At 65.2% G+C, this 26094-nt stretch carries 1 protein-coding gene; it reads right to left on the bottom strand.

What is annotated here, in order from left to right:
• Window positions 1-177: 177 nt before the first annotated feature.
• A complete protein-coding gene (locus IVB19_RS10130) occupies window positions 178-26094 on the bottom strand; it encodes a VCBS domain-containing protein (protein WP_247821361.1) in 25917 nt (8638 codons plus the stop codon).

Here is a 26094-nt window from a genome sequence, read left to right as displayed (position 1 = left end):
GCCGCGCGGCGGAAAGCTGTGGACGGCAAGAAACCACACAGACGGTAAATCTACCGGTTCAGCTTCTGCGACGACAGCGATACCAGCCTCGCCAAGCATCGGATCGGCTCGCGCAGGCTCCATCCATTTCGAGTCAATTCATGACACCCCCTTTGCCGGAGCCGGTGCCAATCTCGCTCAAGCCATGTGGTGCGGATCATAGCTGATAGCCGTGCCGTTCGTTGAGTCCGCCTTGTCGTTGAAGCCCGTCGGATCGTACTGCCCGAGCAGGACGACGTTTGCGGTGTGAGCGCCATCCGACACGGTCAAAGTGCCTCCCGTCCCCGCCTGATTTTCGATGAAACTCAGCGTGGTGTCTGCCCCGAAAGCGATCCCCTTGAGATCGATGTCGTTGCTGGCCGCCAACCCGCTGACCGTTCCGGTAAAATGGAACGCATCATCCAGGATCAGGTGGCCAGTAGCGTTCGCGTCAAAGACGACGTTGGCGCTCGAAGCCGCTCCGAACTCCATTGCTCCGGCCCCGCTGATCTCGGCGGTACCCGATCCGGTGACCTCAGCCTGCGCCGTCACAGTGCCGCCGTTGGCCCACAGCAGGCCGGAATTGGCGACCGCGCTTTCGATTACCAGGCCTCCGCTGCCGGTCGACTCGAGCGTACCTGGGTTCGTGATCACGTTGGTGCCGGTGTCGATCACGAGGGCATGGGCGCCTGTGGCATGGATGGTGCCCTCGTTGCTGAGCATTAGGCCGCCCTGACCGATCTGACCCGCGCCGGAGATCATGTTATCGACGTTGTCGAACGTGACGTTGGCAGCGGTGCCGGCGATGATGTTGTGATCATCGTCAGACATGGTCACGTGGCCACCACCGCTCAGCGTGATGCCGGTCTGGATCAGCTGCAGCAGCGTATCGTCGCCCGCGGCCTGCAGCTCGATCGTGCCGGCGTTGTGAATGTTGCCGGACAGCGGCAGCATCGCCCCATCACCAATGGTCATCGGGCCCGCATTTTCGACGGTCGGCGTGACGTCGAACTCGAAGTTAGCCGCGATGAGATCTGCCGCATGCACGCCGTCGAGTGTGACAGTCTGTCCGTCGGCCAGCGTGATCACGGCATTGCCGCCCGCATCATCGGCGGTGTGGGCCTGGACATCGCTGAAGGTGTGCCAGCCGTAGCTGATCAGGTCGATGACGTCGGAGGAAACTTGAAAGCTGTGCACGACGTCATTACCGATCGGCTGCGACAACACGAACATATCGTGGCCACTGGAGCCAGTCAGGTTGTCCTCGCCTGACAGCGCGAAGATTGGGGAGCCCTGCGCATAAGCTTCGACGTTGTCGACGACGGTTGCATTCCCCGCGCTGCCGTCCGCATTGACCCAGGTTTCCACGACATTGAGCACCAGTGCGCCCGTATAGTTAGCGGCCGTCGTGACGGTCAACGAACCAACGTCGTTCATTACCACTGTCCACGAACCGTCCGAGTTATGTGTTGCGCCATTCAGGGTCCAATCTGATGGTGTCCCGGTGATGGTCGACGTCACCTCTCCGTGGTGTCCCGTCAGATCTGTCAGACCCAGGTTGATCGGCTCTCCGGAAATGCCGGCTGGCTTGAGACCCGATTGCGTTTTCGCAATGGTGGTATTTCCGGCGTTATCAGAAAATGCGCCGGCATCGATAGTGAGAGTGTATTGCGACCCATTGTTGCTCCCAGCGCCTTTATCAACGCTAAACTGATAGTGAGTTGAGTCAGTGAAACTGCCGGAGCCATTTATTACGGTTACGTTTGGCAGCCCACTCACATGCATTACGTTGGAAAGATTGACAAAATTTGTATGAACTCCCGTACTAAACGTAATGGTAACAGTACTTGGATCGGCGCTGCTTCCTTGATGGCCCTGGACTACCGTGGCCAATAGCGTGTTGTTGGGCTCGTCAGCACCTGTGATAGTCACGGCCACGTTCTGCGTGGTCGTGCCGCCATGAGTGTCGGCGACCTGCACCGTGTAAGTCAGGGTCACGGTCTGACCCGCGAAGAGGTAGTCGAAACTTTGATCCTGGGCAGAGAAGGTCCATGTATCGGAACCGGTGGCGCCGTTCGTGGAATCGGTCAATGCTCCGAGCGAGAGCCAGCTGAGAAGGGTCGCGTTGTTGCTTGTCAGGCTGCCGGAGGCATTGGTTGTTGTGCCCGACGTGGTCACACCGGTTACCGTCATGGTATGGGTATCGCTGAGATCCGCGTCGGTAAACGTTACCGCACCGGTTGCGGTATCCGCGGTCGTTGAGCCGTGAGTGTTCGCGATTTCGGTGATTGCGCCGGCTTGAGCAGCGCTGGTGATCACCGGCGCGTCGTTGGTCCCGGTGATAACGAAATTCAGCGGCTGCGTCGCACTCGTGACGGTCCCATCCGAGACCTGGACTGCGTAATTCACCGTCAGAGTCTGACCGGTGGCTAGGAAGTCGAGATTCGCTGCCGCAGCGTCATAGGTGTAGCCGATGGTCTGCGCCCCGCCGTTGGACTGAACGCCGGAGGTGAAGGCCAGCTTCCCAGTCACCAAGGCTGCCGTCAGCGAACTGATCTGTCCCGCCGACAATGATCCGCCGCTCCACACCAGGGTCGGCGTGCCGTTGATCGAAGCCGTAAACGTGTCGCCGACATCGAGGTCGCTCACCGGCAGCGTGCCGCTGATGGGCGCTAGATCCTGCGCCGAGGCGCTCGCCAGTTCGGCAACCGACGACGGCTGGGTGATCGCCGACAGCGTCACCGCATCGTTGGTCCCGGTGACGACGAAGCTCAGCGGCTGGGTCGCGCTCGTGACCGTTCCGTCCGAAACTTGGACCGAATAACCGACGGTCAGAGTCTGTCCAGACCGCAGGAAGTCGAGATTCGCTGCCGCAGCGTCATAGGTGTAGCCGATGGTCTGCGCCCCGCCGTTGGACTGAACGCCGGAGGTGAAGGCCAGCTTCCCAGTCACCAAGGCTGCCGTCAGCGAACTGATCTGTCCCGCCGACAATGATCCGCCGCTCCACACCAGGGTCGGCGTGCCGTTGATCGAAGCCGTAAACGTGTCGCCGACATCGAGGTCGCTCACCGGCAGCGTGCCGCTGATGGGCGCTAGATCCTGCGCCGAGGCGCTCGCCAGTTCGGCAACCGACGACGGCTGGGTGATCGCCGACAGCGTCACCGCATCGTTGGTCCCGGTGACGACGAAGCTCAGCGGCTGGGTCGCGCTCGTGACCGTTCCGTCCGAAACTTGGACCGAATAACCGACGGTCAGAGTCTGTCCAGACCGCAGGAAGTCGAGATTCGCTGCCGCAGCGTCATAGGTGTAGCCGATGGTCTGCGCCCCGCCGTTGGACTGAACGCCGGAGGTGAAGGCCAGCTTCCCAGTCACCAAGGCTGCCGTCAGCGAACTGATCTGTCCCGCCGACAATGATCCGCCGCTCCACACCAGGGTCGGCGTGCCGTTGATCGAAGCCGTAAACGTGTCGCCGACATCGAAGTCGCTCACCGGCAGCGTGCCGCTGATGGGCGCTAGATCCTGCGCCGAGGCGCTCGCCAGTTCGGCAACCGACGACGGCTGGGTGATCGCCGACAGCGTCACCGCATCGTTGGTCCCGGTGATGGTGAAGGTCACGTGTTGCATGCCCGAATCCACAGTGCCGTCGTTGACCTTCACCACATAGGTGATGGTCAGGCTCTGGCCGGCACGCAGGAAGTCGAGATTGGCCGCCGTTGGATCGTAAGTGTAACCGATGTTGGCCGACACTCCATTGGATATTGTCCCCGTGAGCGTGAAGGCCCCACCCGCTGTCAATGCCGCAGCACCCGCCGGCAGCGTGAACGCGCTGCCATTGAGCAGGACCGTCGGGCTGCCAACAACGGACGGCGTTAGCGTGTCGCCCACATCGGCGTCAGAGACGGTGAAGCTGCTCGCGATCGGAGCGAGATTTTGTGCCGAGGCGTTGGAGAGTTCCAGCACAGCCACCGGGTCCGTCGTGTCGCTTAACACGGGCGCATCATTGGTGCCGGTGATGGTGACGTCGATCTGCTTGGTGATCAGGCCGCCATTGCCGTCGTCGAGGGTGATGGTGAAGCTCTCGACCTTGGTCTGGTCCTTGGCCAGATACTCGACGGCGGAATCCGCCACGGTGTAGGTCCAGGTGAGCTGGCCGCCGGTGCCTGTGCCGGTGGTGTCGCTGTCCTTGACCGCGGTGAGCGAGCCGAGCACGGAGCCGATCGGGGTGCCGGTGGCCGAAACCAGATGCACGTCGGTGAGGTCGACGTCGCTGAAGGAGATGGTGCCGCTGTCGGACAGGTTGCCGGCTGGCGTGACCTGCTCGGTGACCGCGCCGGTCAGATCCTGGGCGGTGATCACGGGCGCATCATTGGTGCCGGTGATGGTGACGTCGATCTGCTTGGTGATCAGGCCGCCATTGCCGTCGTCGAGGGTGATGGTGAAGCTCTCGACCTTGGTCTGGTCCTTGGCCAGATACTCGACGGCGGAATCCGCCACGGTGTAGGTCCAGGTGAGCTGGCCGCCGGTGCCTGTGCCGGTGGTGTCGCTGTCCTTGACCGCGGTGAGCGAGCCGAGCACGGAGCCGATCGGGGTGCCGGTGGCCGAAACCAGATGCACGTCGGTGAGGTCGACGTCGCTGAAGGAGATGGTGCCGCTGTCGGACAGGTTGCCGGCTGGCGTGACCTGCTCGGTGACCGCGCCGGTCAGATCCTGGGCGGTGATCACGGGCGCATCATTGGTGCCGGTGATGGTGACGTCGATCTGCTTGGTGATCAGGCCGCCATTGCCGTCGTCGAGGGTGATGGTGAAGCTCTCGACCTTGGTCTGGTCCTTGGCCAGATACTCGACGGCGGAATCCGCCACGGTGTAGGTCCAGGTGAGCTGGCCGCCGGTGCCTGTGCCGGTGGTGTCGCTGTCCTTGACCGCGGTGAGCGAGCCGAGCACGGAGCCGATCGGGGTGCCGGTGGCCGAAACCAGATGCACGTCGGTGAGGTCGACGTCGCTGAAGGAGATGGTGCCGCTGTCGGACAGGTTGCCGGCTGGCGTGACCTGCTCGGTGACCGCGCCGGTCAGATCCTGGGCGGTGATCACGGGCGCATCATTGGTGCCGGTGATGGTGACGTCGATCTGCTTGGTGATCAGGCCGCCATTGCCGTCGTCGAGGGTGATGGTGAAGCTCTCGACCTTGGTCTGGTCCTTGGCCAGATACTCGACGGCGGAATCCGCCACGGTGTAGGTCCAGGTGAGCTGGCCGCCGGTGCCTGTGCCGGTGGTGTCGCTGTCCTTGACCGCGGTGAGCGAGCCGAGCACGGAGCCGATCGGGGTGCCGGTGGCCGAAACCAGATGCACGTCGGTGAGGTCGACGTCGCTGAAGGAGATGGTGCCGCTGTCGGACAGGTTGCCGGCTGGCGTGACCTGCTCGGTGACCGCGCCGGTCAGATCCTGGGCGGTGATCACGGGCGCATCATTGGTGCCGGTGATGGTGACGTCGATCTGCTTGGTGATCAGGCCGCCATTGCCGTCGTCGAGGGTGATGGTGAAGCTCTCGACCTTGGTCTGGTCCTTGGCCAGATACTCGACGGCGGAATCCGCCACGGTGTAGGTCCAGGTGAGCTGGCCGCCGGTGCCTGTGCCGGTGGTGTCGCTGTCCTTGACCGCGGTGAGCGAGCCGAGCACGGAGCCGATCGGGGTGCCGGTGGCCGAAACCAGATGCACGTCGGTGAGGTCGACGTCGCTGAAGGAGATGGTGCCGCTGTCGGACAGGTTGCCGGCTGGCGTGACCTGCTCGGTGACCGCGCCGGTCAGATCCTGGGCGGTGATCACGGGCGCATCATTGGTGCCGGTGATGGTGACGTCGATCTGCTTGGTGATCAGGCCGCCATTGCCGTCGTCGAGGGTGATGGTGAAGCTCTCGACCTTGGTCTGGTCCTTGGCCAGATACTCGACGGCGGAATCCGCCACGGTGTAGGTCCAGGTGAGCTGGCCGCCGGTGCCTGTGCCGGTGGTGTCGCTGTCCTTGACCGCGGTGAGCGAGCCGAGCACGGAGCCGATCGGGGTGCCGGTGGCCGAAACCAGATGCACGTCGGTGAGGTCGACGTCGCTGAAGGAGATGGTGCCGCTGTCGGACAGGTTGCCGGCTGGCGTGACCTGCTCGGTGACCGCGCCGGTCAGATCCTGGGCGGTGATCACGGGCGCATCATTGGTGCCGGTGATGGTGACGTCGATCTGCTTGGTGATCAGGCCGCCATTGCCGTCGTCGAGGGTGATGGTGAAGCTCTCGACCTTGGTCTGGTCCTTGGCCAGATACTCGACGGCGGAATCCGCCACGGTGTAGGTCCAGGTGAGCTGGCCGCCGGTGCCTGTGCCGGTGGTGTCGCTGTCCTTGACCGCGGTGAGCGAGCCGAGCACGGAGCCGATCGGGGTGCCGGTGGCCGAAACCAGATGCACGTCGGTGAGGTCGACGTCGCTGAAGGAGATGGTGCCGCTGTCGGACAGGTTGCCGGCTGGCGTGACCTGCTCGGTGACCGCGCCGGTCAGATCCTGGGCGGTGATCACGGGCGCATCATTGGTGCCGGTGATGGTGACGTCGATCTGCTTGGTGATCAGGCCGCCATTGCCGTCGTCGAGGGTGATGGTGAAGCTCTCGACCTTGGTCTGGTCCTTGGCCAGATACTCGACGGCGGAATCCGCCACGGTGTAGGTCCAGGTGAGCTGGCCGCCGGTGCCTGTGCCGGTGGTGTCGCTGTCCTTGACCGCGGTGAGCGAGCCGAGCACGGAGCCGATCGGGGTGCCGGTGGCCGAAACCAGATGCACGTCGGTGAGGTCGACGTCGCTGAAGGAGATGGTGCCGCTGTCGGACAGGTTGCCGGCTGGCGTGACCTGCTCGGTGACCGCGCCGGTCAGATCCTGGGCGGTGATCACGGGCGCATCATTGGTGCCGGTGATGGTGACGTCGATCTGCTTGGTGATCAGGCCGCCATTGCCGTCGTCGAGGGTGATGGTGAAGCTCTCGACCTTGGTCTGGTCCTTGGCCAGATACTCGACGGCGGAATCCGCCACGGTGTAGGTCCAGGTGAGCTGGCCGCCGGTGCCTGTGCCGGTGGTGTCGCTGTCCTTGACCGCGGTGAGCGAGCCGAGCACGGAGCCGATCGGGGTGCCGGTGGCCGAAACCAGATGCACGTCGGTGAGGTCGACGTCGCTGAAGGAGATGGTGCCGCTGTCGGACAGGTTGCCGGCTGGCGTGACCTGCTCGGTGACCGCGCCGGTCAGATCCTGGGCGGTGATCACGGGCGCATCATTGGTGCCGGTGATGGTGACGTCGATCTGCTTGGTGATCAGGCCGCCATTGCCGTCGTCGAGGGTGATGGTGAAGCTCTCGACCTTGGTCTGGTCCTTGGCCAGATACTCGACGGCGGAATCCGCCACGGTGTAGGTCCAGGTGAGCTGGCCGCCGGTGCCTGTGCCGGTGGTGTCGCTGTCCTTGACCGCGGTGAGCGAGCCGAGCACGGAGCCGATCGGGGTGCCGGTGGCCGAAACCAGATGCACGTCGGTGAGGTCGACGTCGCTGAAGGAGATGGTGCCGCTGTCGGACAGGTTGCCGGCTGGCGTGACCTGCTCGGTGACCGCGCCGGTCAGATCCTGGGCGGTGATCACGGGCGCATCATTGGTGCCGGTGATGGTGACGTCGATCTGCTTGGTGATCAGGCCGCCATTGCCGTCGTCGAGGGTGATGGTGAAGCTCTCGACCTTGGTCTGGTCCTTGGCCAGATACTCGACGGCGGAATCCGCCACGGTGTAGGTCCAGGTGAGCTGGCCGCCGGTGCCTGTGCCGGTGGTGTCGCTGTCCTTGACCGCGGTGAGCGAGCCGAGCACGGAGCCGATCGGGGTGCCGGTGGCCGAAACCAGATGCACGTCGGTGAGGTCGACGTCGCTGAAGGAGATGGTGCCGCTGTCGGACAGGTTGCCGGCTGGCGTGACCTGCTCGGTGACCGCGCCGGTCAGATCCTGGGCGGTGATCACGGGCGCATCATTGGTGCCGGTGATGGTGACGTCGATCTGCTTGGTGATCAGGCCGCCATTGCCGTCGTCGAGGGTGATGGTGAAGCTCTCGACCTTGGTCTGGTCCTTGGCCAGATACTCGACGGCGGAATCCGCCACGGTGTAGGTCCAGGTGAGCTGGCCGCCGGTGCCTGTGCCGGTGGTGTCGCTGTCCTTGACCGCGGTGAGCGAGCCGAGCACGGAGCCGATCGGGGTGCCGGTGGCCGAAACCAGATGCACGTCGGTGAGGTCGACGTCGCTGAAGGAGATGGTGCCGCTGTCGGACAGGTTGCCGGCTGGCGTGACCTGCTCGGTGACCGCGCCGGTCAGATCCTGGGCGGTGATCACGGGCGCATCATTGGTGCCGGTGATGGTGACGTCGATCTGCTTGGTGATCAGGCCGCCATTGCCGTCGTCGAGGGTGATGGTGAAGCTCTCGACCTTGGTCTGGTCCTTGGCCAGATACTCGACGGCGGAATCCGCCACGGTGTAGGTCCAGGTGAGCTGGCCGCCGGTGCCTGTGCCGGTGGTGTCGCTGTCCTTGACCGCGGTGAGCGAGCCGAGCACGGAGCCGATCGGGGTGCCGGTGGCCGAAACCAGATGCACGTCGGTGAGGTCGACGTCGCTGAAGGAGATGGTGCCGCTGTCGGACAGGTTGCCGGCTGGCGTGACCTGCTCGGTGACCGCGCCGGTCAGATCCTGGGCGGTGATCACGGGCGCATCATTGGTGCCGGTGATGGTGACGTCGATCTGCTTGGTGATCAGGCCGCCATTGCCGTCGTCGAGGGTGATGGTGAAGCTCTCGACCTTGGTCTGGTCCTTGGCCAGATACTCGACGGCGGAATCCGCCACGGTGTAGGTCCAGGTGAGCTGGCCGCCGGTGCCTGTGCCGGTGGTGTCGCTGTCCTTGACCGCGGTGAGCGAGCCGAGCACGGAGCCGATCGGGGTGCCGGTGGCCGAAACCAGATGCACGTCGGTGAGGTCGACGTCGCTGAAGGAGATGGTGCCGCTGTCGGACAGGTTGCCGGCTGGCGTGACCTGCTCGGTGACCGCGCCGGTCAGATCCTGGGCGGTGATCACGGGCGCATCATTGGTGCCGGTGATGGTGACGTCGATCTGCTTGGTGATCAGGCCGCCATTGCCGTCGTCGAGGGTGATGGTGAAGCTCTCGACCTTGGTCTGGTCCTTGGCCAGATACTCGACGGCGGAATCCGCCACGGTGTAGGTCCAGGTGAGCTGGCCGCCGGTGCCTGTGCCGGTGGTGTCGCTGTCCTTGACCGCGGTGAGCGAGCCGAGCACGGAGCCGATCGGGGTGCCGGTGGCCGAAACCAGATGCACGTCGGTGAGGTCGACGTCGCTGAAGGAGATGGTGCCGCTGTCGGACAGGTTGCCGGCTGGCGTGACCTGCTCGGTGACCGCGCCGGTCAGATCCTGGGCGGTGATCACGGGCGCATCATTGGTGCCGGTGATGGTGACGTCGATCTGCTTGGTGATCAGGCCGCCATTGCCGTCGTCGAGGGTGATGGTGAAGCTCTCGACCTTGGTCTGGTCCTTGGCCAGATACTCGACGGCGGAATCCGCCACGGTGTAGGTCCAGGTGAGCTGGCCGCCGGTGCCTGTGCCGGTGGTGTCGCTGTCCTTGACCGCGGTGAGCGAGCCGAGCACGGAGCCGATCGGGGTGCCGGTGGCCGAAACCAGATGCACGTCGGTGAGGTCGACGTCGCTGAAGGAGATGGTGCCGCTGTCGGACAGGTTGCCGGCTGGCGTGACCTGCTCGGTGACCGCGCCGGTCAGATCCTGGGCGGTGATCACGGGCGCATCATTGGTGCCGGTGATGGTGACGTCGATCTGCTTGGTGATCAGGCCGCCATTGCCGTCGTCGAGGGTGATGGTGAAGCTCTCGACCTTGGTCTGGTCCTTGGCCAGATACTCGACGGCGGAATCCGCCACGGTGTAGGTCCAGGTGAGCTGGCCGCCGGTGCCTGTGCCGGTGGTGTCGCTGTCCTTGACCGCGGTGAGCGAGCCGAGCACGGAGCCGATCGGGGTGCCGGTGGCCGAAACCAGATGCACGTCGGTGAGGTCGACGTCGCTGAAGGAGATGGTGCCGCTGTCGGACAGGTTGCCGGCTGGCGTGACCTGCTCGGTGACCGCGCCGGTCAGATCCTGGGCGGTGATCACGGGCGCATCATTGGTGCCGGTGATGGTGACGTCGATCTGCTTGGTGATCAGGCCGCCATTGCCGTCGTCGAGGGTGATGGTGAAGCTCTCGACCTTGGTCTGGTCCTTGGCCAGATACTCGACGGCGGAATCCGCCACGGTGTAGGTCCAGGTGAGCTGGCCGCCGGTGCCTGTGCCGGTGGTGTCGCTGTCCTTGACCGCGGTGAGCGAGCCGAGCACGGAGCCGATCGGGGTGCCGGTGGCCGAAACCAGATGCACGTCGGTGAGGTCGACGTCGCTGAAGGAGATGGTGCCGCTGTCGGACAGGTTGCCGGCTGGCGTGACCTGCTCGGTGACCGCGCCGGTCAGATCCTGGGCGGTGATCACGGGCGCATCATTGGTGCCGGTGATGGTGACGTCGATCTGCTTGGTGATCAGGCCGCCATTGCCGTCGTCGAGGGTGATGGTGAAGCTCTCGACCTTGGTCTGGTCCTTGGCCAGATACTCGACGGCGGAATCCGCCACGGTGTAGGTCCAGGTGAGCTGGCCGCCGGTGCCTGTGCCGGTGGTGTCGCTGTCCTTGACCGCGGTGAGCGAGCCGAGCACGGAGCCGATCGGGGTGCCGGTGGCCGAAACCAGATGCACGTCGGTGAGGTCGACGTCGCTGAAGGAGATGGTGCCGCTGTCGGACAGGTTGCCGGCTGGCGTGACCTGCTCGGTGACCGCGCCGGTCAGATCCTGGGCGGTGATCACGGGCGCATCATTGGTGCCGGTGATGGTGACGTCGATCTGCTTGGTGATCAGGCCGCCATTGCCGTCGTCGAGGGTGATGGTGAAGCTCTCGACCTTGGTCTGGTCCTTGGCCAGATACTCGACGGCGGAATCCGCCACGGTGTAGGTCCAGGTGAGCTGGCCGCCGGTGCCTGTGCCGGTGGTGTCGCTGTCCTTGACCGCGGTGAGCGAGCCGAGCACGGAGCCGATCGGGGTGCCGGTGGCCGAAACCAGATGCACGTCGGTGAGGTCGACGTCGCTGAAGGAGATGGTGCCGCTGTCGGACAGGTTGCCGGCTGGCGTGACCTGCTCGGTGACCGCGCCGGTCAGATCCTGGGCGGTGATCACGGGCGCATCATTGGTGCCGGTGATGGTGACGTCGATCTGCTTGGTGATCAGGCCGCCATTGCCGTCGTCGAGGGTGATGGTGAAGCTCTCGACCTTGGTCTGGTCCTTGGCCAGATACTCGACGGCGGAATCCGCCACGGTGTAGGTCCAGGTGAGCTGGCCGCCGGTGCCTGTGCCGGTGGTGTCGCTGTCCTTGACCGCGGTGAGCGAGCCGAGCACGGAGCCGATCGGGGTGCCGGTGGCCGAAACCAGATGCACGTCGGTGAGGTCGACGTCGCTGAAGGAGATGGTGCCGCTGTCGGACAGGTTGCCGGCTGGCGTGACCTGCTCGGTGACCGCGCCGGTCAGATCCTGGGCGGTGATCACGGGCGCATCATTGGTGCCGGTGATGGTGACGTCGATCTGCTTGGTGATCAGGCCGCCATTGCCGTCGTCGAGGGTGATGGTGAAGCTCTCGACCTTGGTCTGGTCCTTGGCCAGATACTCGACGGCGGAATCCGCCACGGTGTAGGTCCAGGTGAGCTGGCCGCCGGTGCCTGTGCCGGTGGTGTCGCTGTCCTTGACCGCGGTGAGCGAGCCGAGCACGGAGCCGATCGGGGTGCCGGTGGCCGAAACCAGATGCACGTCGGTGAGGTCGACGTCGCTGAAGGAGATGGTGCCGCTGTCGGACAGGTTGCCGGCTGGCGTGACCTGCTCGGTGACCGCGCCGGTCAGATCCTGGGCGGTGATCACGGGCGCATCATTGGTGCCGGTGATGGTGACGTCGATCTGCTTGGTGATCAGGCCGCCATTGCCGTCGTCGAGGGTGATGGTGAAGCTCTCGACCTTGGTCTGGTCCTTGGCCAGATACTCGACGGCGGAATCCGCCACGGTGTAGGTCCAGGTGAGCTGGCCGCCGGTGCCTGTGCCGGTGGTGTCGCTGTCCTTGACCGCGGTGAGCGAGCCGAGCACGGAGCCGATCGGGGTGCCGGTGGCCGAAACCAGATGCACGTCGGTGAGGTCGACGTCGCTGAAGGAGATGGTGCCGCTGTCGGACAGGTTGCCGGCTGGCGTGACCTGCTCGGTGACCGCGCCGGTCAGATCCTGGGCGGTGATCACGGGCGCATCATTGGTGCCGGTGATGGTGACGTCGATCTGCTTGGTGATCAGGCCGCCATTGCCGTCGTCGAGGGTGATGGTGAAGCTCTCGACCTTGGTCTGGTCCTTGGCCAGATACTCGACGGCGGAATCCGCCACGGTGTAGGTCCAGGTGAGCTGGCCGCCGGTGCCTGTGCCGGTGGTGTCGCTGTCCTTGACCGCGGTGAGCGAGCCGAGCACGGAGCCGATCGGGGTGCCGGTGGCCGAAACCAGATGCACGTCGGTGAGGTCGACGTCGCTGAAGGAGATGGTGCCGCTGTCGGACAGGTTGCCGGCTGGCGTGACCTGCTCGGTGACCGCGCCGGTCAGATCCTGGGCGGTGATCACGGGCGCATCATTGGTGCCGGTGATGGTGACGTCGATCTGCTTGGTGATCAGGCCGCCATTGCCGTCGTCGAGGGTGATGGTGAAGCTCTCGACCTTGGTCTGGTCCTTGGCCAGATACTCGACGGCGGAATCCGCCACGGTGTAGGTCCAGGTGAGCTGGCCGCCGGTGCCTGTGCCGGTGGTGTCGCTGTCCTTGACCGCGGTGAGCGAGCCGAGCACGGAGCCGATCGGGGTGCCGGTGGCCGAAACCAGATGCACGTCGGTGAGGTCGACGTCGCTGAAGGAGATGGTGCCGCTGTCGGACAGGTTGCCGGCTGGCGTGACCTGCTCGGTGACCGCGCCGGTCAGATCCTGGGCGGTGATCACGGGCGCATCATTGGTGCCGGTGATGGTGACGTCGATCTGCTTGGTGATCAGGCCGCCATTGCCGTCGTCGAGGGTGATGGTGAAGCTCTCGACCTTGGTCTGGTCCTTGGCCAGATACTCGACGGCGGAATCCGCCACGGTGTAGGTCCAGGTGAGCTGGCCGCCGGTGCCTGTGCCGGTGGTGTCGCTGTCCTTGACCGCGGTGAGCGAGCCGAGCACGGAGCCGATCGGGGTGCCGGTGGCCGAAACCAGATGCACGTCGGTGAGGTCGACGTCGCTGAAGGAGATGGTGCCGCTGTCGGACAGGTTGCCGGCTGGCGTGACCTGCTCGGTGACCGCGCCGGTCAGATCCTGGGCGGTGATCACGGGCGCATCATTGGTGCCGGTGATGGTGACGTCGATCTGCTTGGTGATCAGGCCGCCATTGCCGTCGTCGAGGGTGATGGTGAAGCTCTCGACCTTGGTCTGGTCCTTGGCCAGATACTCGACGGCGGAATCCGCCACGGTGTAGGTCCAGGTGAGCTGGCCGCCGGTGCCTGTGCCGGTGGTGTCGCTGTCCTTGACCGCGGTGAGCGAGCCGAGCACGGAGCCGATCGGGGTGCCGGTGGCCGAAACCAGATGCACGTCGGTGAGGTCGACGTCGCTGAAGGAGATGGTGCCGCTGTCGGACAGGTTGCCGGCTGGCGTGACCTGCTCGGTGACCGCGCCGGTCAGATCCTGGGCGGTGATCACGGGCGCATCATTGGTGCCGGTGATGGTGACGTCGATCTGCTTGGTGATCAGGCCGCCATTGCCGTCGTCGAGGGTGATGGTGAAGCTCTCGACCTTGGTCTGGTCCTTGGCCAGATACTCGACGGCGGAATCCGCCACGGTGTAGGTCCAGGTGAGCTGGCCGCCGGTGCCTGTGCCGGTGGTGTCGCTGTCCTTGACCGCGGTGAGCGAGCCGAGCACGGAGCCGATCGGGGTGCCGGTGGCCGAAACCAGATGCACGTCGGTGAGGTCGACGTCGCTGAAGGAGATGGTGCCGCTGTCGGACAGGTTGCCGGCTGGCGTGACCTGCTCGGTGACCGCGCCGGTCAGATCCTGGGCGGTGATCACGGGCGCATCATTGGTGCCGGTGATGGTGACGTCGATCTGCTTGGTGATCAGGCCGCCATTGCCGTCGTCGAGGGTGATGGTGAAGCTCTCGACCTTGGTCTGGTCCTTGGCCAGATACTCGACGGCGGAATCCGCCACGGTGTAGGTCCAGGTGAGCTGGCCGCCGGTGCCTGTGCCGGTGGTGTCGCTGTCCTTGACCGCGGTGAGCGAGCCGAGCACGGAGCCGATCGGGGTGCCGGTGGCCGAAACCAGATGCACGTCGGTGAGGTCGACGTCGCTGAAGGAGATGGTGCCGCTGTCGGACAGGTTGCCGGCTGGCGTGACCTGCTCGGTGACCGCGCCGGTCAGATCCTGGGCGGTGATCACGGGCGCATCATTGGTGCCGGTGATGGTGACGTCGATCTGCTTGGTGATCAGGCCGCCATTGCCGTCGTCGAGGGTGATGGTGAAGCTCTCGACCTTGGTCTGGTCCTTGGCCAGATACTCGACGGCGGAATCCGCCACGGTGTAGGTCCAGGTGAGCTGGCCGCCGGTGCCTGTGCCGGTGGTGTCGCTGTCCTTGACCGCGGTGAGCGAGCCGAGCACGGAGCCGATCGGGGTGCCGGTGGCCGAAACCAGATGCACGTCGGTGAGGTCGACGTCGCTGAAGGAGATGGTGCCGCTGTCGGACAGGTTGCCGGCTGGCGTGACCTGCTCGGTGACCGCGCCGGTCAGATCCTGGGCGGTGATCACGGGCGCATCATTGGTGCCGGTGATGGTGACGTCGATCTGCTTGGTGATCAGGCCGCCATTGCCGTCGTCGAGGGTGATGGTGAAGCTCTCGACCTTGGTCTGGTCCTTGGCCAGATACTCGACGGCGGAATCCGCCACGGTGTAGGTCCAGGTGAGCTGGCCGCCGGTGCCTGTGCCGGTGGTGTCGCTGTCCTTGACCGCGGTGAGCGAGCCGAGCACGGAGCCGATCGGGGTGCCGGTGGCCGAAACCAGATGCACGTCGGTGAGGTCGACGTCGCTGAAGGAGATGGTGCCGCTGTCGGACAGGTTGCCGGCTGGCGTGACCTGCTCGGTGACCGCGCCGGTCAGATCCTGGGCGGTGATCACGGGCGCATCATTGGTGCCGGTGATGGTGACGTCGATCTGCTTGGTGATCAGGCCGCCATTGCCGTCGTCGAGGGTGATGGTGAAGCTCTCGACCTTGGTCTGGTCCTTGGCCAGATACTCGACGGCGGAATCCGCCACGGTGTAGGTCCAGGTGAGCTGGCCGCCGGTGCCTGTGCCGGTGGTGTCGCTGTCCTTGACCGCGGTGAGCGAGCCGAGCACGGAGCCGATCGGGGTGCCGGTGGCCGAAACCAGATGCACGTCGGTGAGGTCGACGTCGCTGAAGGAGATGGTGCCGCTGTCGGACAGGTTGCCGGCTGGCGTGACCTGCTCGGTGACCGCGCCGGTCAGATCCTGGGCGGTGATCACGGGCGCATCATTGGTGCCGGTGATGGTGACGTCGATCTGCTTGGTGATCAGGCCGCCATTGCCGTCGTCGAGGGTGATGGTGAAGCTCTCGACCTTGGTCTGGTCCTTGGCCAGATACTCGACGGCGGAATCCGCCACGGTGTAGGTCCAGGTGAGCTGGCCGCCGGTGCCTGTGCCGGTGGTGTCGCTGTCCTTGACCGCGGTGAGCGAGCCGAGCACGGAGCCGATCGGGGTGCCGGTGGCCGAAACCAGATGCACGTCGGTGAGGTCGACGTCGCTGAAGGAGATGGTGCCGCTGTCGGACAGGTTGCCGGCTGGCGTGACCTGCTCGGTGACCGCGCCGGTCAGATCCTGGGCGGTGATCACGGGCGCATCATTGGTGCCGGTGATGGTGACGTCGATCTGCTTGGTGATCAGGCCGCCATTGCCGTCGTCGAGGGTGATGGTGAAGCTCTCGACCTTGGTCTGGTCCTTGGCCAGATACTCGACGGCGGAATCCGCCACGGTGTAGGTCCAGGTGAGCTGGCCGCCGGTGCCTGTGCCGGTGGTGTCGCTGTCCTTGACCGCGGTGAGCGAGCCGAGCACGGAGCCGATCGGGGTGCCGGTGGCCGAAACCAGATGCACGTCGGTGAGGTCGACGTCGCTGAAGGAGATGGTGCCGCTGTCGGACAGGTTGCCGGCTGGCGTGACCTGCTCGGTGACCGCGCCGGTCAGATCCTGGGCGGTGATCACGGGCGCATCATTGGTGCCGGTGATGGTGACGTCGATCTGCTTGGTGATCAGGCCGCCATTGCCGTCGTCGAGGGTGATGGTGAAGCTCTCGACCTTGGTCTGGTCCTTGGCCAGATACTCGACGGCGGAATCCGCCACGGTGTAGGTCCAGGTGAGCTGGCCGCCGGTGCCTGTGCCGGTGGTGTCGCTGTCCTTGACCGCGGTGAGCGAGCCGAGCACGGAGCCGATCGGGGTGCCGGTGGCCGAAACCAGATGCACGTCGGTGAGGTCGACGTCGCTGAAGGAGATGGTGCCGCTGTCGGACAGGTTGCCGGCTGGCGTGACCTGCTCGGTGACCGCGCCGGTCAGATCCTGGGCGGTGATCACGGGCGCATCATTGGTGCCGGTGATGGTGACGTCGATCTGCTTGGTGATCAGGCCGCCATTGCCGTCGTCGAGGGTGATGGTGAAGCTCTCGACCTTGGTCTGGTCCTTGGCCAGATACTCGACGGCGGAATCCGCCACGGTGTAGGTCCAGGTGAGCTGGCCGCCGGTGCCTGTGCCGGTGGTGTCGCTGTCCTTGACCGCGGTGAGCGAGCCGAGCACGGAGCCGATCGGGGTGCCGGTGGCCGAAACCAGATGCACGTCGGTGAGGTCGACGTCGCTGAAGGAGATGGTGCCGCTGTCGGACAGGTTGCCGGCTGGCGTGACCTGCTCGGTGACCGCGCCGGTCAGATCCTGGGCGGTGATCACGGGCGCATCATTGGTGCCGGTGATGGTGACGTCGATCTGCTTGGTGATCAGGCCGCCATTGCCGTCGTCGAGGGTGATGGTGAAGCTCTCGACCTTGGTCTGGTCCTTGGCCAGATACTCGACGGCGGAATCCGCCACGGTGTAGGTCCAGGTGAGCTGGCCGCCGGTGCCTGTGCCGGTGGTGTCGCTGTCCTTGACCGCGGTGAGCGAGCCGAGCACGGAGCCGATCGGGGTGCCGGTGGCCGAAACCAGATGCACGTCGGTGAGGTCGACGTCGCTGAAGGAGATGGTGCCGCTGTCGGACAGGTTGCCGGCTGGCGTGACCTGCTCGGTGACCGCGCCGGTCAGATCCTGGGCGGTGATCACGGGCGCATCATTGGTGCCGGTGATGGTGACGTCGATCTGCTTGGTGATCAGGCCGCCATTGCCGTCGTCGAGGGTGATGGTGAAGCTCTCGACCTTGGTCTGGTCCTTGGCCAGATACTCGACGGCGGAATCCGCCACGGTGTAGGTCCAGGTGAGCTGGCCGCCGGTGCCTGTGCCGGTGGTGTCGCTGTCCTTGACCGCGGTGAGCGAGCCGAGCACGGAGCCGATCGGGGTGCCGGTGGCCGAAACCAGATGCACGTCGGTGAGGTCGACGTCGCTGAAGGAGATGGTGCCGCTGTCGGACAGGTTGCCGGCTGGCGTGACCTGCTCGGTGACCGCGCCGGTCAGATCCTGGGCGGTGATCACGGGCGCATCATTGGTGCCGGTGATGGTGACGTCGATCTGCTTGGTGATCAGGCCGCCATTGCCGTCGTCGAGGGTGATGGTGAAGCTCTCGACCTTGGTCTGGTCCTTGGCCAGATACTCGACGGCGGAATCCGCCACGGTGTAGGTCCAGGTGAGCTGGCCGCCGGTGCCTGTGCCGGTGGTGTCGCTGTCCTTGACCGCGGTGAGCGAGCCGAGCACGGAGCCGATCGGGGTGCCGGTGGCCGAAACCAGATGCACGTCGGTGAGGTCGACGTCGCTGAAGGAGATGGTGCCGCTGTCGGACAGGTTGCCGGCTGGCGTGACCTGCTCGGTGACCGCGCCGGTCAGATCCTGGGCGGTGATCACGGGCGCATCATTGGTGCCGGTGATGGTGACGTCGATCTGCTTGGTGATCAGGCCGCCATTGCCGTCGTCGAGGGTGATGGTGAAGCTCTCGACCTTGGTCTGGTCCTTGGCCAGATACTCGACGGCGGAATCCGCCACGGTGTAGGTCCAGGTGAGCTGGCCGCCGGTGCCTGTGCCGGTGGTGTCGCTGTCCTTGACCGCGGTGAGCGAGCCGAGCACGGAGCCGATCGGGGTGCCGGTGGCCGAAACCAGATGCACGTCGGTGAGGTCGACGTCGCTGAAGGAGATGGTGCCGCTGTCGGACAGGTTGCCGGCTGGCGTGACCTGCTCGGTGACCGCGCCGGTCAGATCCTGGGCGGTGATCACGGGCGCATCATTGGTGCCGGTGATGGTGACGTCGATCTGCTTGGTGATCAGGCCGCCATTGCCGTCGTCGAGGGTGATGGTGAAGCTCTCGACCTTGGTCTGGTCCTTGGCCAGATACTCGACGGCGGAATCCGCCACGGTGTAGGTCCAGGTGAGCTGGCCGCCGGTGCCTGTGCCGGTGGTGTCGCTGTCCTTGACCGCGGTGAGCGAGCCGAGCACGGAGCCGATCGGGGTGCCGGTGGCCGAAACCAGATGCACGTCGGTGAGGTCGACGTCGCTGAAGGAGATGGTGCCGCTGTCGGACAGGTTGCCGGCTGGCGTGACCTGCTCGGTGACCGCGCCGGTCAGATCCTGGGCGGTGATCACGGGCGCATCATTGGTGCCGGTGATGGTGACGTCGATCTGCTTGGTGATCAGGCCGCCATTGCCGTCGTCGAGGGTGATGGTGAAGCTCTCGACCTTGGTCTGGTCCTTGGCCAGATACTCGACGGCGGAATCCGCCACGGTGTAGGTCCAGGTGAGCTGGCCGCCGGTGCCTGTGCCGGTGGTGTCGCTGTCCTTGACCGCGGTGAGCGAGCCGAGCACGGAGCCGATCGGGGTGCCGGTGGCCGAAACCAGATGCACGTCGGTGAGGTCGACGTCGCTGAAGGAGATGGTGCCGCTGTCGGACAGGTTGCCGGCTGGCGTGACCTGCTCGGTGACCGCGCCGGTCAGATCCTGGGCGGTGATCACGGGCGCATCATTGGTGCCGGTGATGGTGACGTCGATCTGCTTGGTGATCAGGCCGCCATTGCCGTCGTCGAGGGTGATGGTGAAGCTCTCGACCTTGGTCTGGTCCTTGGCCAGATACTCGACGGCGGAATCCGCCACGGTGTAGGTCCAGGTGAGCTGGCCGCCGGTGCCTGTGCCGGTGGTGTCGCTGTCCTTGACCGCGGTGAGCGAGCCGAGCACGGAGCCGATCGGGGTGCCGGTGGCCGAAACCAGATGCACGTCGGTGAGGTCGACGTCGCTGAAGGAGATGGTGCCGCTGTCGGACAGGTTGCCGGCTGGCGTGACCTGCTCGGTGACCGCGCCGGTCAGATCCTGGGCGGTGATCACGGGCGCATCATTGGTGCCGGTGATGGTGACGTCGATCTGCTTGGTGATCAGGCCGCCATTGCCGTCGTCGAGGGTGATGGTGAAGCTCTCGACCTTGGTCTGGTCCTTGGCCAGATACTCGACGGCGGAATCCGCCACGGTGTAGGTCCAGGTGAGCTGGCCGCCGGTGCCTGTGCCGGTGGTGTCGCTGTCCTTGACCGCGGTGAGCGAGCCGAGCACGGAGCCGATCGGGGTGCCGGTGGCCGAAACCAGATGCACGTCGGTGAGGTCGACGTCGCTGAAGGAGATGGTGCCGCTGTCGGACAGGTTGCCGGCTGGCGTGACCTGCTCGGTGACCGCGCCGGTCAGATCCTGGGCGGTGATCACGGGCGCATCATTGGTGCCGGTGATGGTGACGTCGATCTGCTTGGTGATCAGGCCGCCATTGCCGTCGTCGAGGGTGATGGTGAAGCTCTCGACCTTGGTCTGGTCCTTGGCCAGATACTCGACGGCGGAATCCGCCACGGTGTAGGTCCAGGTGAGCTGGCCGCCGGTGCCTGTGCCGGTGGTGTCGCTGTCCTTGACCGCGGTGAGCGAGCCGAGCACGGAGCCGATCGGGGTGCCGGTGGCCGAAACCAGATGCACGTCGGTGAGGTCGACGTCGCTGAAGGAGATGGTGCCGCTGTCGGACAGGTTGCCGGCTGGCGTGACCTGCTCGGTGACCGCGCCGGTCAGATCCTGGGCGGTGATCACGGGCGCATCATTGGTGCCGGTGATGGTGACGTCGATCTGCTTGGTGATCAGGCCGCCATTGCCGTCGTCGAGGGTGATGGTGAAGCTCTCGACCTTGGTCTGGTCCTTGGCCAGATACTCGACGGCGGAATCCGCCACGGTGTAGGTCCAGGTGAGCTGGCCGCCGGTGCCTGTGCCGGTGGTGTCGCTGTCCTTGACCGCGGTGAGCGAGCCGAGCACGGAGCCGATCGGGGTGCCGGTGGCCGAAACCAGATGCACGTCGGTGAGGTCGACGTCGCTGAAGGAGATGGTGCCGCTGTCGGACAGGTTGCCGGCTGGCGTGACCTGCTCGGTGACCGCGCCGGTCAGATCCTGGGCGGTGATCACGGGCGCATCATTGGTGCCGGTGATGGTGACGTCGATCTGCTTGGTGATCAGGCCGCCATTGCCGTCGTCGAGGGTGATGGTGAAGCTCTCGACCTTGGTCTGGTCCTTGGCCAGATACTCGACGGCGGAATCCGCCACGGTGTAGGTCCAGGTGAGCTGGCCGCCGGTGCCTGTGCCGGTGGTGTCGCTGTCCTTGACCGCGGTGAGCGAGCCGAGCACGGAGCCGATCGGGGTGCCGGTGGCCGAAACCAGATGCACGTCGGTGAGGTCGACGTCGCTGAAGGAGATGGTGCCGCTGTCGGACAGGTTGCCGGCTGGCGTGACCTGCTCGGTGACCGCGCCGGTCAGATCCTGGGCGGTGATCACGGGCGCATCATTGGTGCCGGTGATGGTGACGTCGATCTGCTTGGTGATCAGGCCGCCATTGCCGTCGTCGAGGGTGATGGTGAAGCTCTCGACCTTGGTCTGGTCCTTGGCCAGATACTCGACGGCGGAATCCGCCACGGTGTAGGTCCAGGTGAGCTGGCCGCCGGTGCCTGTGCCGGTGGTGTCGCTGTCCTTGACCGCGGTGAGCGAGCCGAGCACGGAGCCGATCGGGGTGCCGGTGGCCGAAACCAGATGCACGTCGGTGAGGTCGACGTCGCTGAAGGAGATGGTGCCGCTGTCGGACAGGTTGCCGGCTGGCGTGACCTGCTCGGTGACCGCGCCGGTCAGATCCTGGGCGGTGATCACGGGCGCATCATTGGTGCCGGTGATGGTGACGTCGATCTGCTTGGTGATCAGGCCGCCATTGCCGTCGTCGAGGGTGATGGTGAAGCTCTCGACCTTGGTCTGGTCCTTGGCCAGATACTCGACGGCGGAATCCGCCACGGTGTAGGTCCAGGTGAGCTGGCCGCCGGTGCCTGTGCCGGTGGTGTCGCTGTCCTTGACCGCGGTGAGCGAGCCGAGCACGGAGCCGATCGGGGTGCCGGTGGCCGAAACCAGATGCACGTCGGTGAGGTCGACGTCGCTGAAGGAGATGGTGCCGCTGTCGGACAGGTTGCCGGCTGGCGTGACCTGCTCGGTGACCGCGCCGGTCAGATCCTGGGCGGTGATCACGGGCGCATCATTGGTGCCGGTGATGGTGACGTCGATCTGCTTGGTGATCAGGCCGCCATTGCCGTCGTCGAGGGTGATGGTGAAGCTCTCGACCTTGGTCTGGTCCTTGGCCAGATACTCGACGGCGGAATCCGCCACGGTGTAGGTCCAGGTGAGCTGGCCGCCGGTGCCTGTGCCGGTGGTGTCGCTGTCCTTGACCGCGGTGAGCGAGCCGAGCACGGAGCCGATCGGGGTGCCGGTGGCCGAAACCAGATGCACGTCGGTGAGGTCGACGTCGCTGAAGGAGATGGTGCCGCTGTCGGACAGGTTGCCGGCTGGCGTGACCTGCTCGGTGACCGCGCCGGTCAGATCCTGGGCGGTGATCACGGGCGCATCATTGGTGCCGGTGATGGTGACGTCGATCTGCTTGGTGATCAGGCCGCCATTGCCGTCGTCGAGGGTGATGGTGAAGCTCTCGACCTTGGTCTGGTCCTTGGCCAGATACTCGACGGCGGAATCCGCCACGGTGTAGGTCCAGGTGAGCTGGCCGCCGGTGCCTGTGCCGGTGGTGTCGCTGTCCTTGACCGCGGTGAGCGAGCCGAGCACGGAGCCGATCGGGGTGCCGGTGGCCGAAACCAGATGCACGTCGGTGAGGTCGACGTCGCTGAAGGAGATGGTGCCGCTGTCGGACAGGTTGCCGGCTGGCGTGACCTGCTCGGTGACCGCGCCGGTCAGATCCTGGGCGGTGATCACGGGCGCATCATTGGTGCCGGTGATGGTGACGTCGATCTGCTTGGTGATCAGGCCGCCATTGCCGTCGTCGAGGGTGATGGTGAAGCTCTCGACCTTGGTCTGGTCCTTGGCCAGATACTCGACGGCGGAATCCGCCACGGTGTAGGTCCAGGTGAGCTGGCCGCCGGTGCCTGTGCCGGTGGTGTCGCTGTCCTTGACCGCGGTGAGCGAGCCGAGCACGGAGCCGATCGGGGTGCCGGTGGCCGAAACCAGATGCACGTCGGTGAGGTCGACGTCGCTGAAGGAGATGGTGCCGCTGTCGGACAGGTTGCCGGCTGGCGTGACCTGCTCGGTGACCGCGCCGGTCAGATCCTGGGCGGTGATCACGGGCGCATCATTGGTGCCGGTGATGGTGACGTCGATCTGCTTGGTGATCAGGCCGCCATTGCCGTCGTCGAGGGTGATGGTGAAGCTCTCGACCTTGGTCTGGTCCTTGGCCAGATACTCGACGGCGGAATCCGCCACGGTGTAGGTCCAGGTGAGCTGGCCGCCGGTGCCTGTGCCGGTGGTGTCGCTGTCCTTGACCGCGGTGAGCGAGCCGAGCACGGAGCCGATCGGGGTGCCGGTGGCCGAAACCAGATGCACGTCGGTGAGGTCGACGTCGCTGAAGGAGATGGTGCCGCTGTCGGACAGGTTGCCGGCTGGCGTGACCTGCTCGGTGACCGCGCCGGTCAGATCCTGGGCGGTGATCACGGGCGCATCATTGGTGCCGGTGATGGTGACGTCGATCTGCTTGGTGATCAGGCCGCCATTGCCGTCGTCGAGGGTGATGGTGAAGCTCTCGACCTTGGTCTGGTCCTTGGCCAGATACTCGACGGCGGAATCCGCCACGGTGTAGGTCCAGGTGAGCTGGCCGCCGGTGCCTGTGCCGGTGGTGTCGCTGTCCTTGACCGCGGTGAGCGAGCCGAGCACGGAGCCGATCGGGGTGCCGGTGGCCGAAACCAGATGCACGTCGGTGAGGTCGACGTCGCTGAAGGAGATGGTGCCGCTGTCGGACAGGTTGCCGGCTGGCGTGACCTGCTCGGTGACCGCGCCGGTCAGATCCTGGGCGGTGATCACGGGCGCATCATTGGTGCCGGTGATGGTGACGTCGATCTGCTTGGTGATCAGGCCGCCATTGCCGTCGTCGAGGGTGATGGTGAAGCTCTCGACCTTGGTCTGGTCCTTGGCCAGATACTCGACGGCGGAATCCGCCACGGTGTAGGTCCAGGTGAGCTGGCCGCCGGTGCCTGTGCCGGTGGTGTCGCTGTCCTTGACCGCGGTGAGCGAGCCGAGCACGGAGCCGATCGGGGTGCCGGTGGCCGAAACCAGATGCACGTCGGTGAGGTCGACGTCGCTGAAGGAGATGGTGCCGCTGTCGGACAGGTTGCCGGCTGGCGTGACCTGCTCGGTGACCGCGCCGGTCAGATCCTGGGCGGTGATCACGGGCGCATCATTGGTGCCGGTGATGGTGACGTCGATCTGCTTGGTGATCAGGCCGCCATTGCCGTCGTCGAGGGTGATGGTGAAGCTCTCGACCTTGGTCTGGTCCTTGGCCAGATACTCGACGGCGGAATCCGCCACGGTGTAGGTCCAGGTGAGCTGGCCGCCGGTGCCTGTGCCGGTGGTGTCGCTGTCCTTGACCGCGGTGAGCGAGCCGAGCACGGAGCCGATCGGGGTGCCGGTGGCCGAAACCAGATGCACGTCGGTGAGGTCGACGTCGCTGAAGGAGATGGTGCCGCTGTCGGACAGGTTGCCGGCTGGCGTGACCTGCTCGGTGACCGCGCCGGTCAGATCCTGGGCGGTGATCACGGGCGCATCATTGGTGCCGGTGATGGTGACCGTGACGATCTTGTCGACCGTCGAGGTGCCGTCAAACAGATGGACCGTGAAGGTCTCGACCTTGGTCTGGTCCTTGGCCAGATACTCGACGGCGGAATCCGCCACGGTGTAGGTCCAGGTGATCACCCCGCCGGTGCCGGTGGTGTGCGAGTCGTCGGTGGTGACCGACGCGATCAGCGTCCCGAGCGCCCCGGCCGACGGAGTCACACTGGTGACGCTGTGGGTGTCGGAAAGGTCGACGTCGCTGAACGACAGCGTGCCGCTCGCCGTCTCGCTGGTCGGATGGGCGTCCTCAGTCACCGCGCCGCTGGCGCTATTGCCGGCGCCAACCGTGATCACCGCATTGTCGTTGGTGCCGGTGATGGTGATGGTGACGATCTTGTCGACCGTCGAGGTGCCGTCAAACAGATGGACCGTGAAGGTCTCGGTCTTGGTCTGGCCCTGCGCCAGATATTGGATCGCGCTGTCGGCAACCGAGTAGTTCCAGGTGATCACCCCGCCGGTGCCGGTGGTGTGCGAGTCGTCGGTGGTGACCGACGCCGTCAGCATCCCGAGCGCCCCGGCCGACGGAGTCACACTGGTGACGCTGTGGGTGTCGGAAAGGTCGACGTCGCTGAACGACAGCATACCGCTCGCGGTCTCGCTGGTCGGGTGGGCGTCCTCAGTCACCACGCCGCTGGCGCTATTGCCGGCGCCAACCGTGATCACCGCATTGTCGTTGGTGCCGGTGATGGTCACCGTCACCGTCTCGGTAGCCGTCGAGCCGTGGCCGTCGTTGACGGTCACCACGAAGCTCTCGGTGACGCTCTGACCTGCGGCTAGATACTGGGCGGCCGAATTGTTAAGCGCATAGTGCCACTGCACCGAGCCGTTGGCGGCATTGGGCGCCTCGCTGACCGGGTCGAGCGAGAAAGTGCCGAGCGCAGTGGTGTTGGAAGCGACCGCCGCGAACGTGGCCGAATGGGTGTCGCTGAGATCGGCGTCGCTGAAGCTGATGATGCCGGCCGCGCTCTGGGAATCCGAGAGATCCGGCGTGGCATTTGCGTCTTCTACCACCGAGCCGCTCTGCGGAGCCGATGTGACGACAACCGAGTCGTTTGCGCCATTGAACTGCAGTGTCACGGTCGCCCAACTGAGCGTGCCATTGCCCAGCTGGATGGCGTAGGTGAATGTATCAGTGAGAGTTTGCCCGGTCGCCAGCGCCTGAAGCTGAACGTTGATGTCTCCCTTGTCGTAATGAACCGTGCCGTCCGATTCGATCCAGATACGCGCACCGAGCGCGCTGCGGTCACCGGTTCCGGCCATTCCGGCGGCATCACTGCTATAGGCCACATCTTTGACCAGCAAATCGGCCGGTGCGTAGTTCTTGGTGGACGCGGAGGCGCTCGTCCCATCGTCGAGAGAGAATAGCGTCTTGGCCGCGCCCCCAAGATCATTTGCCAGCACGTTCAAGATGAGAATGTTGCTGGCGTCTTCCGTAAACGAGAAAATGTCCGTGTTGGCTTGCGGAGTATTGCCGAACGAAACCGTGCTGCCGCCGCCCGTTGCCTGCGTCGCCAT

The sequence above is a fragment of the Bradyrhizobium sp. 187 genome (assembly GCF_023101005.1).
Lineage (GTDB): Bacteria > Pseudomonadota > Alphaproteobacteria > Rhizobiales > Xanthobacteraceae > Bradyrhizobium > Bradyrhizobium canariense_D.
Note: the sequence above shows the minus strand (reverse complement) of the source record. Positions and strands in the feature narration are given on the sequence as shown.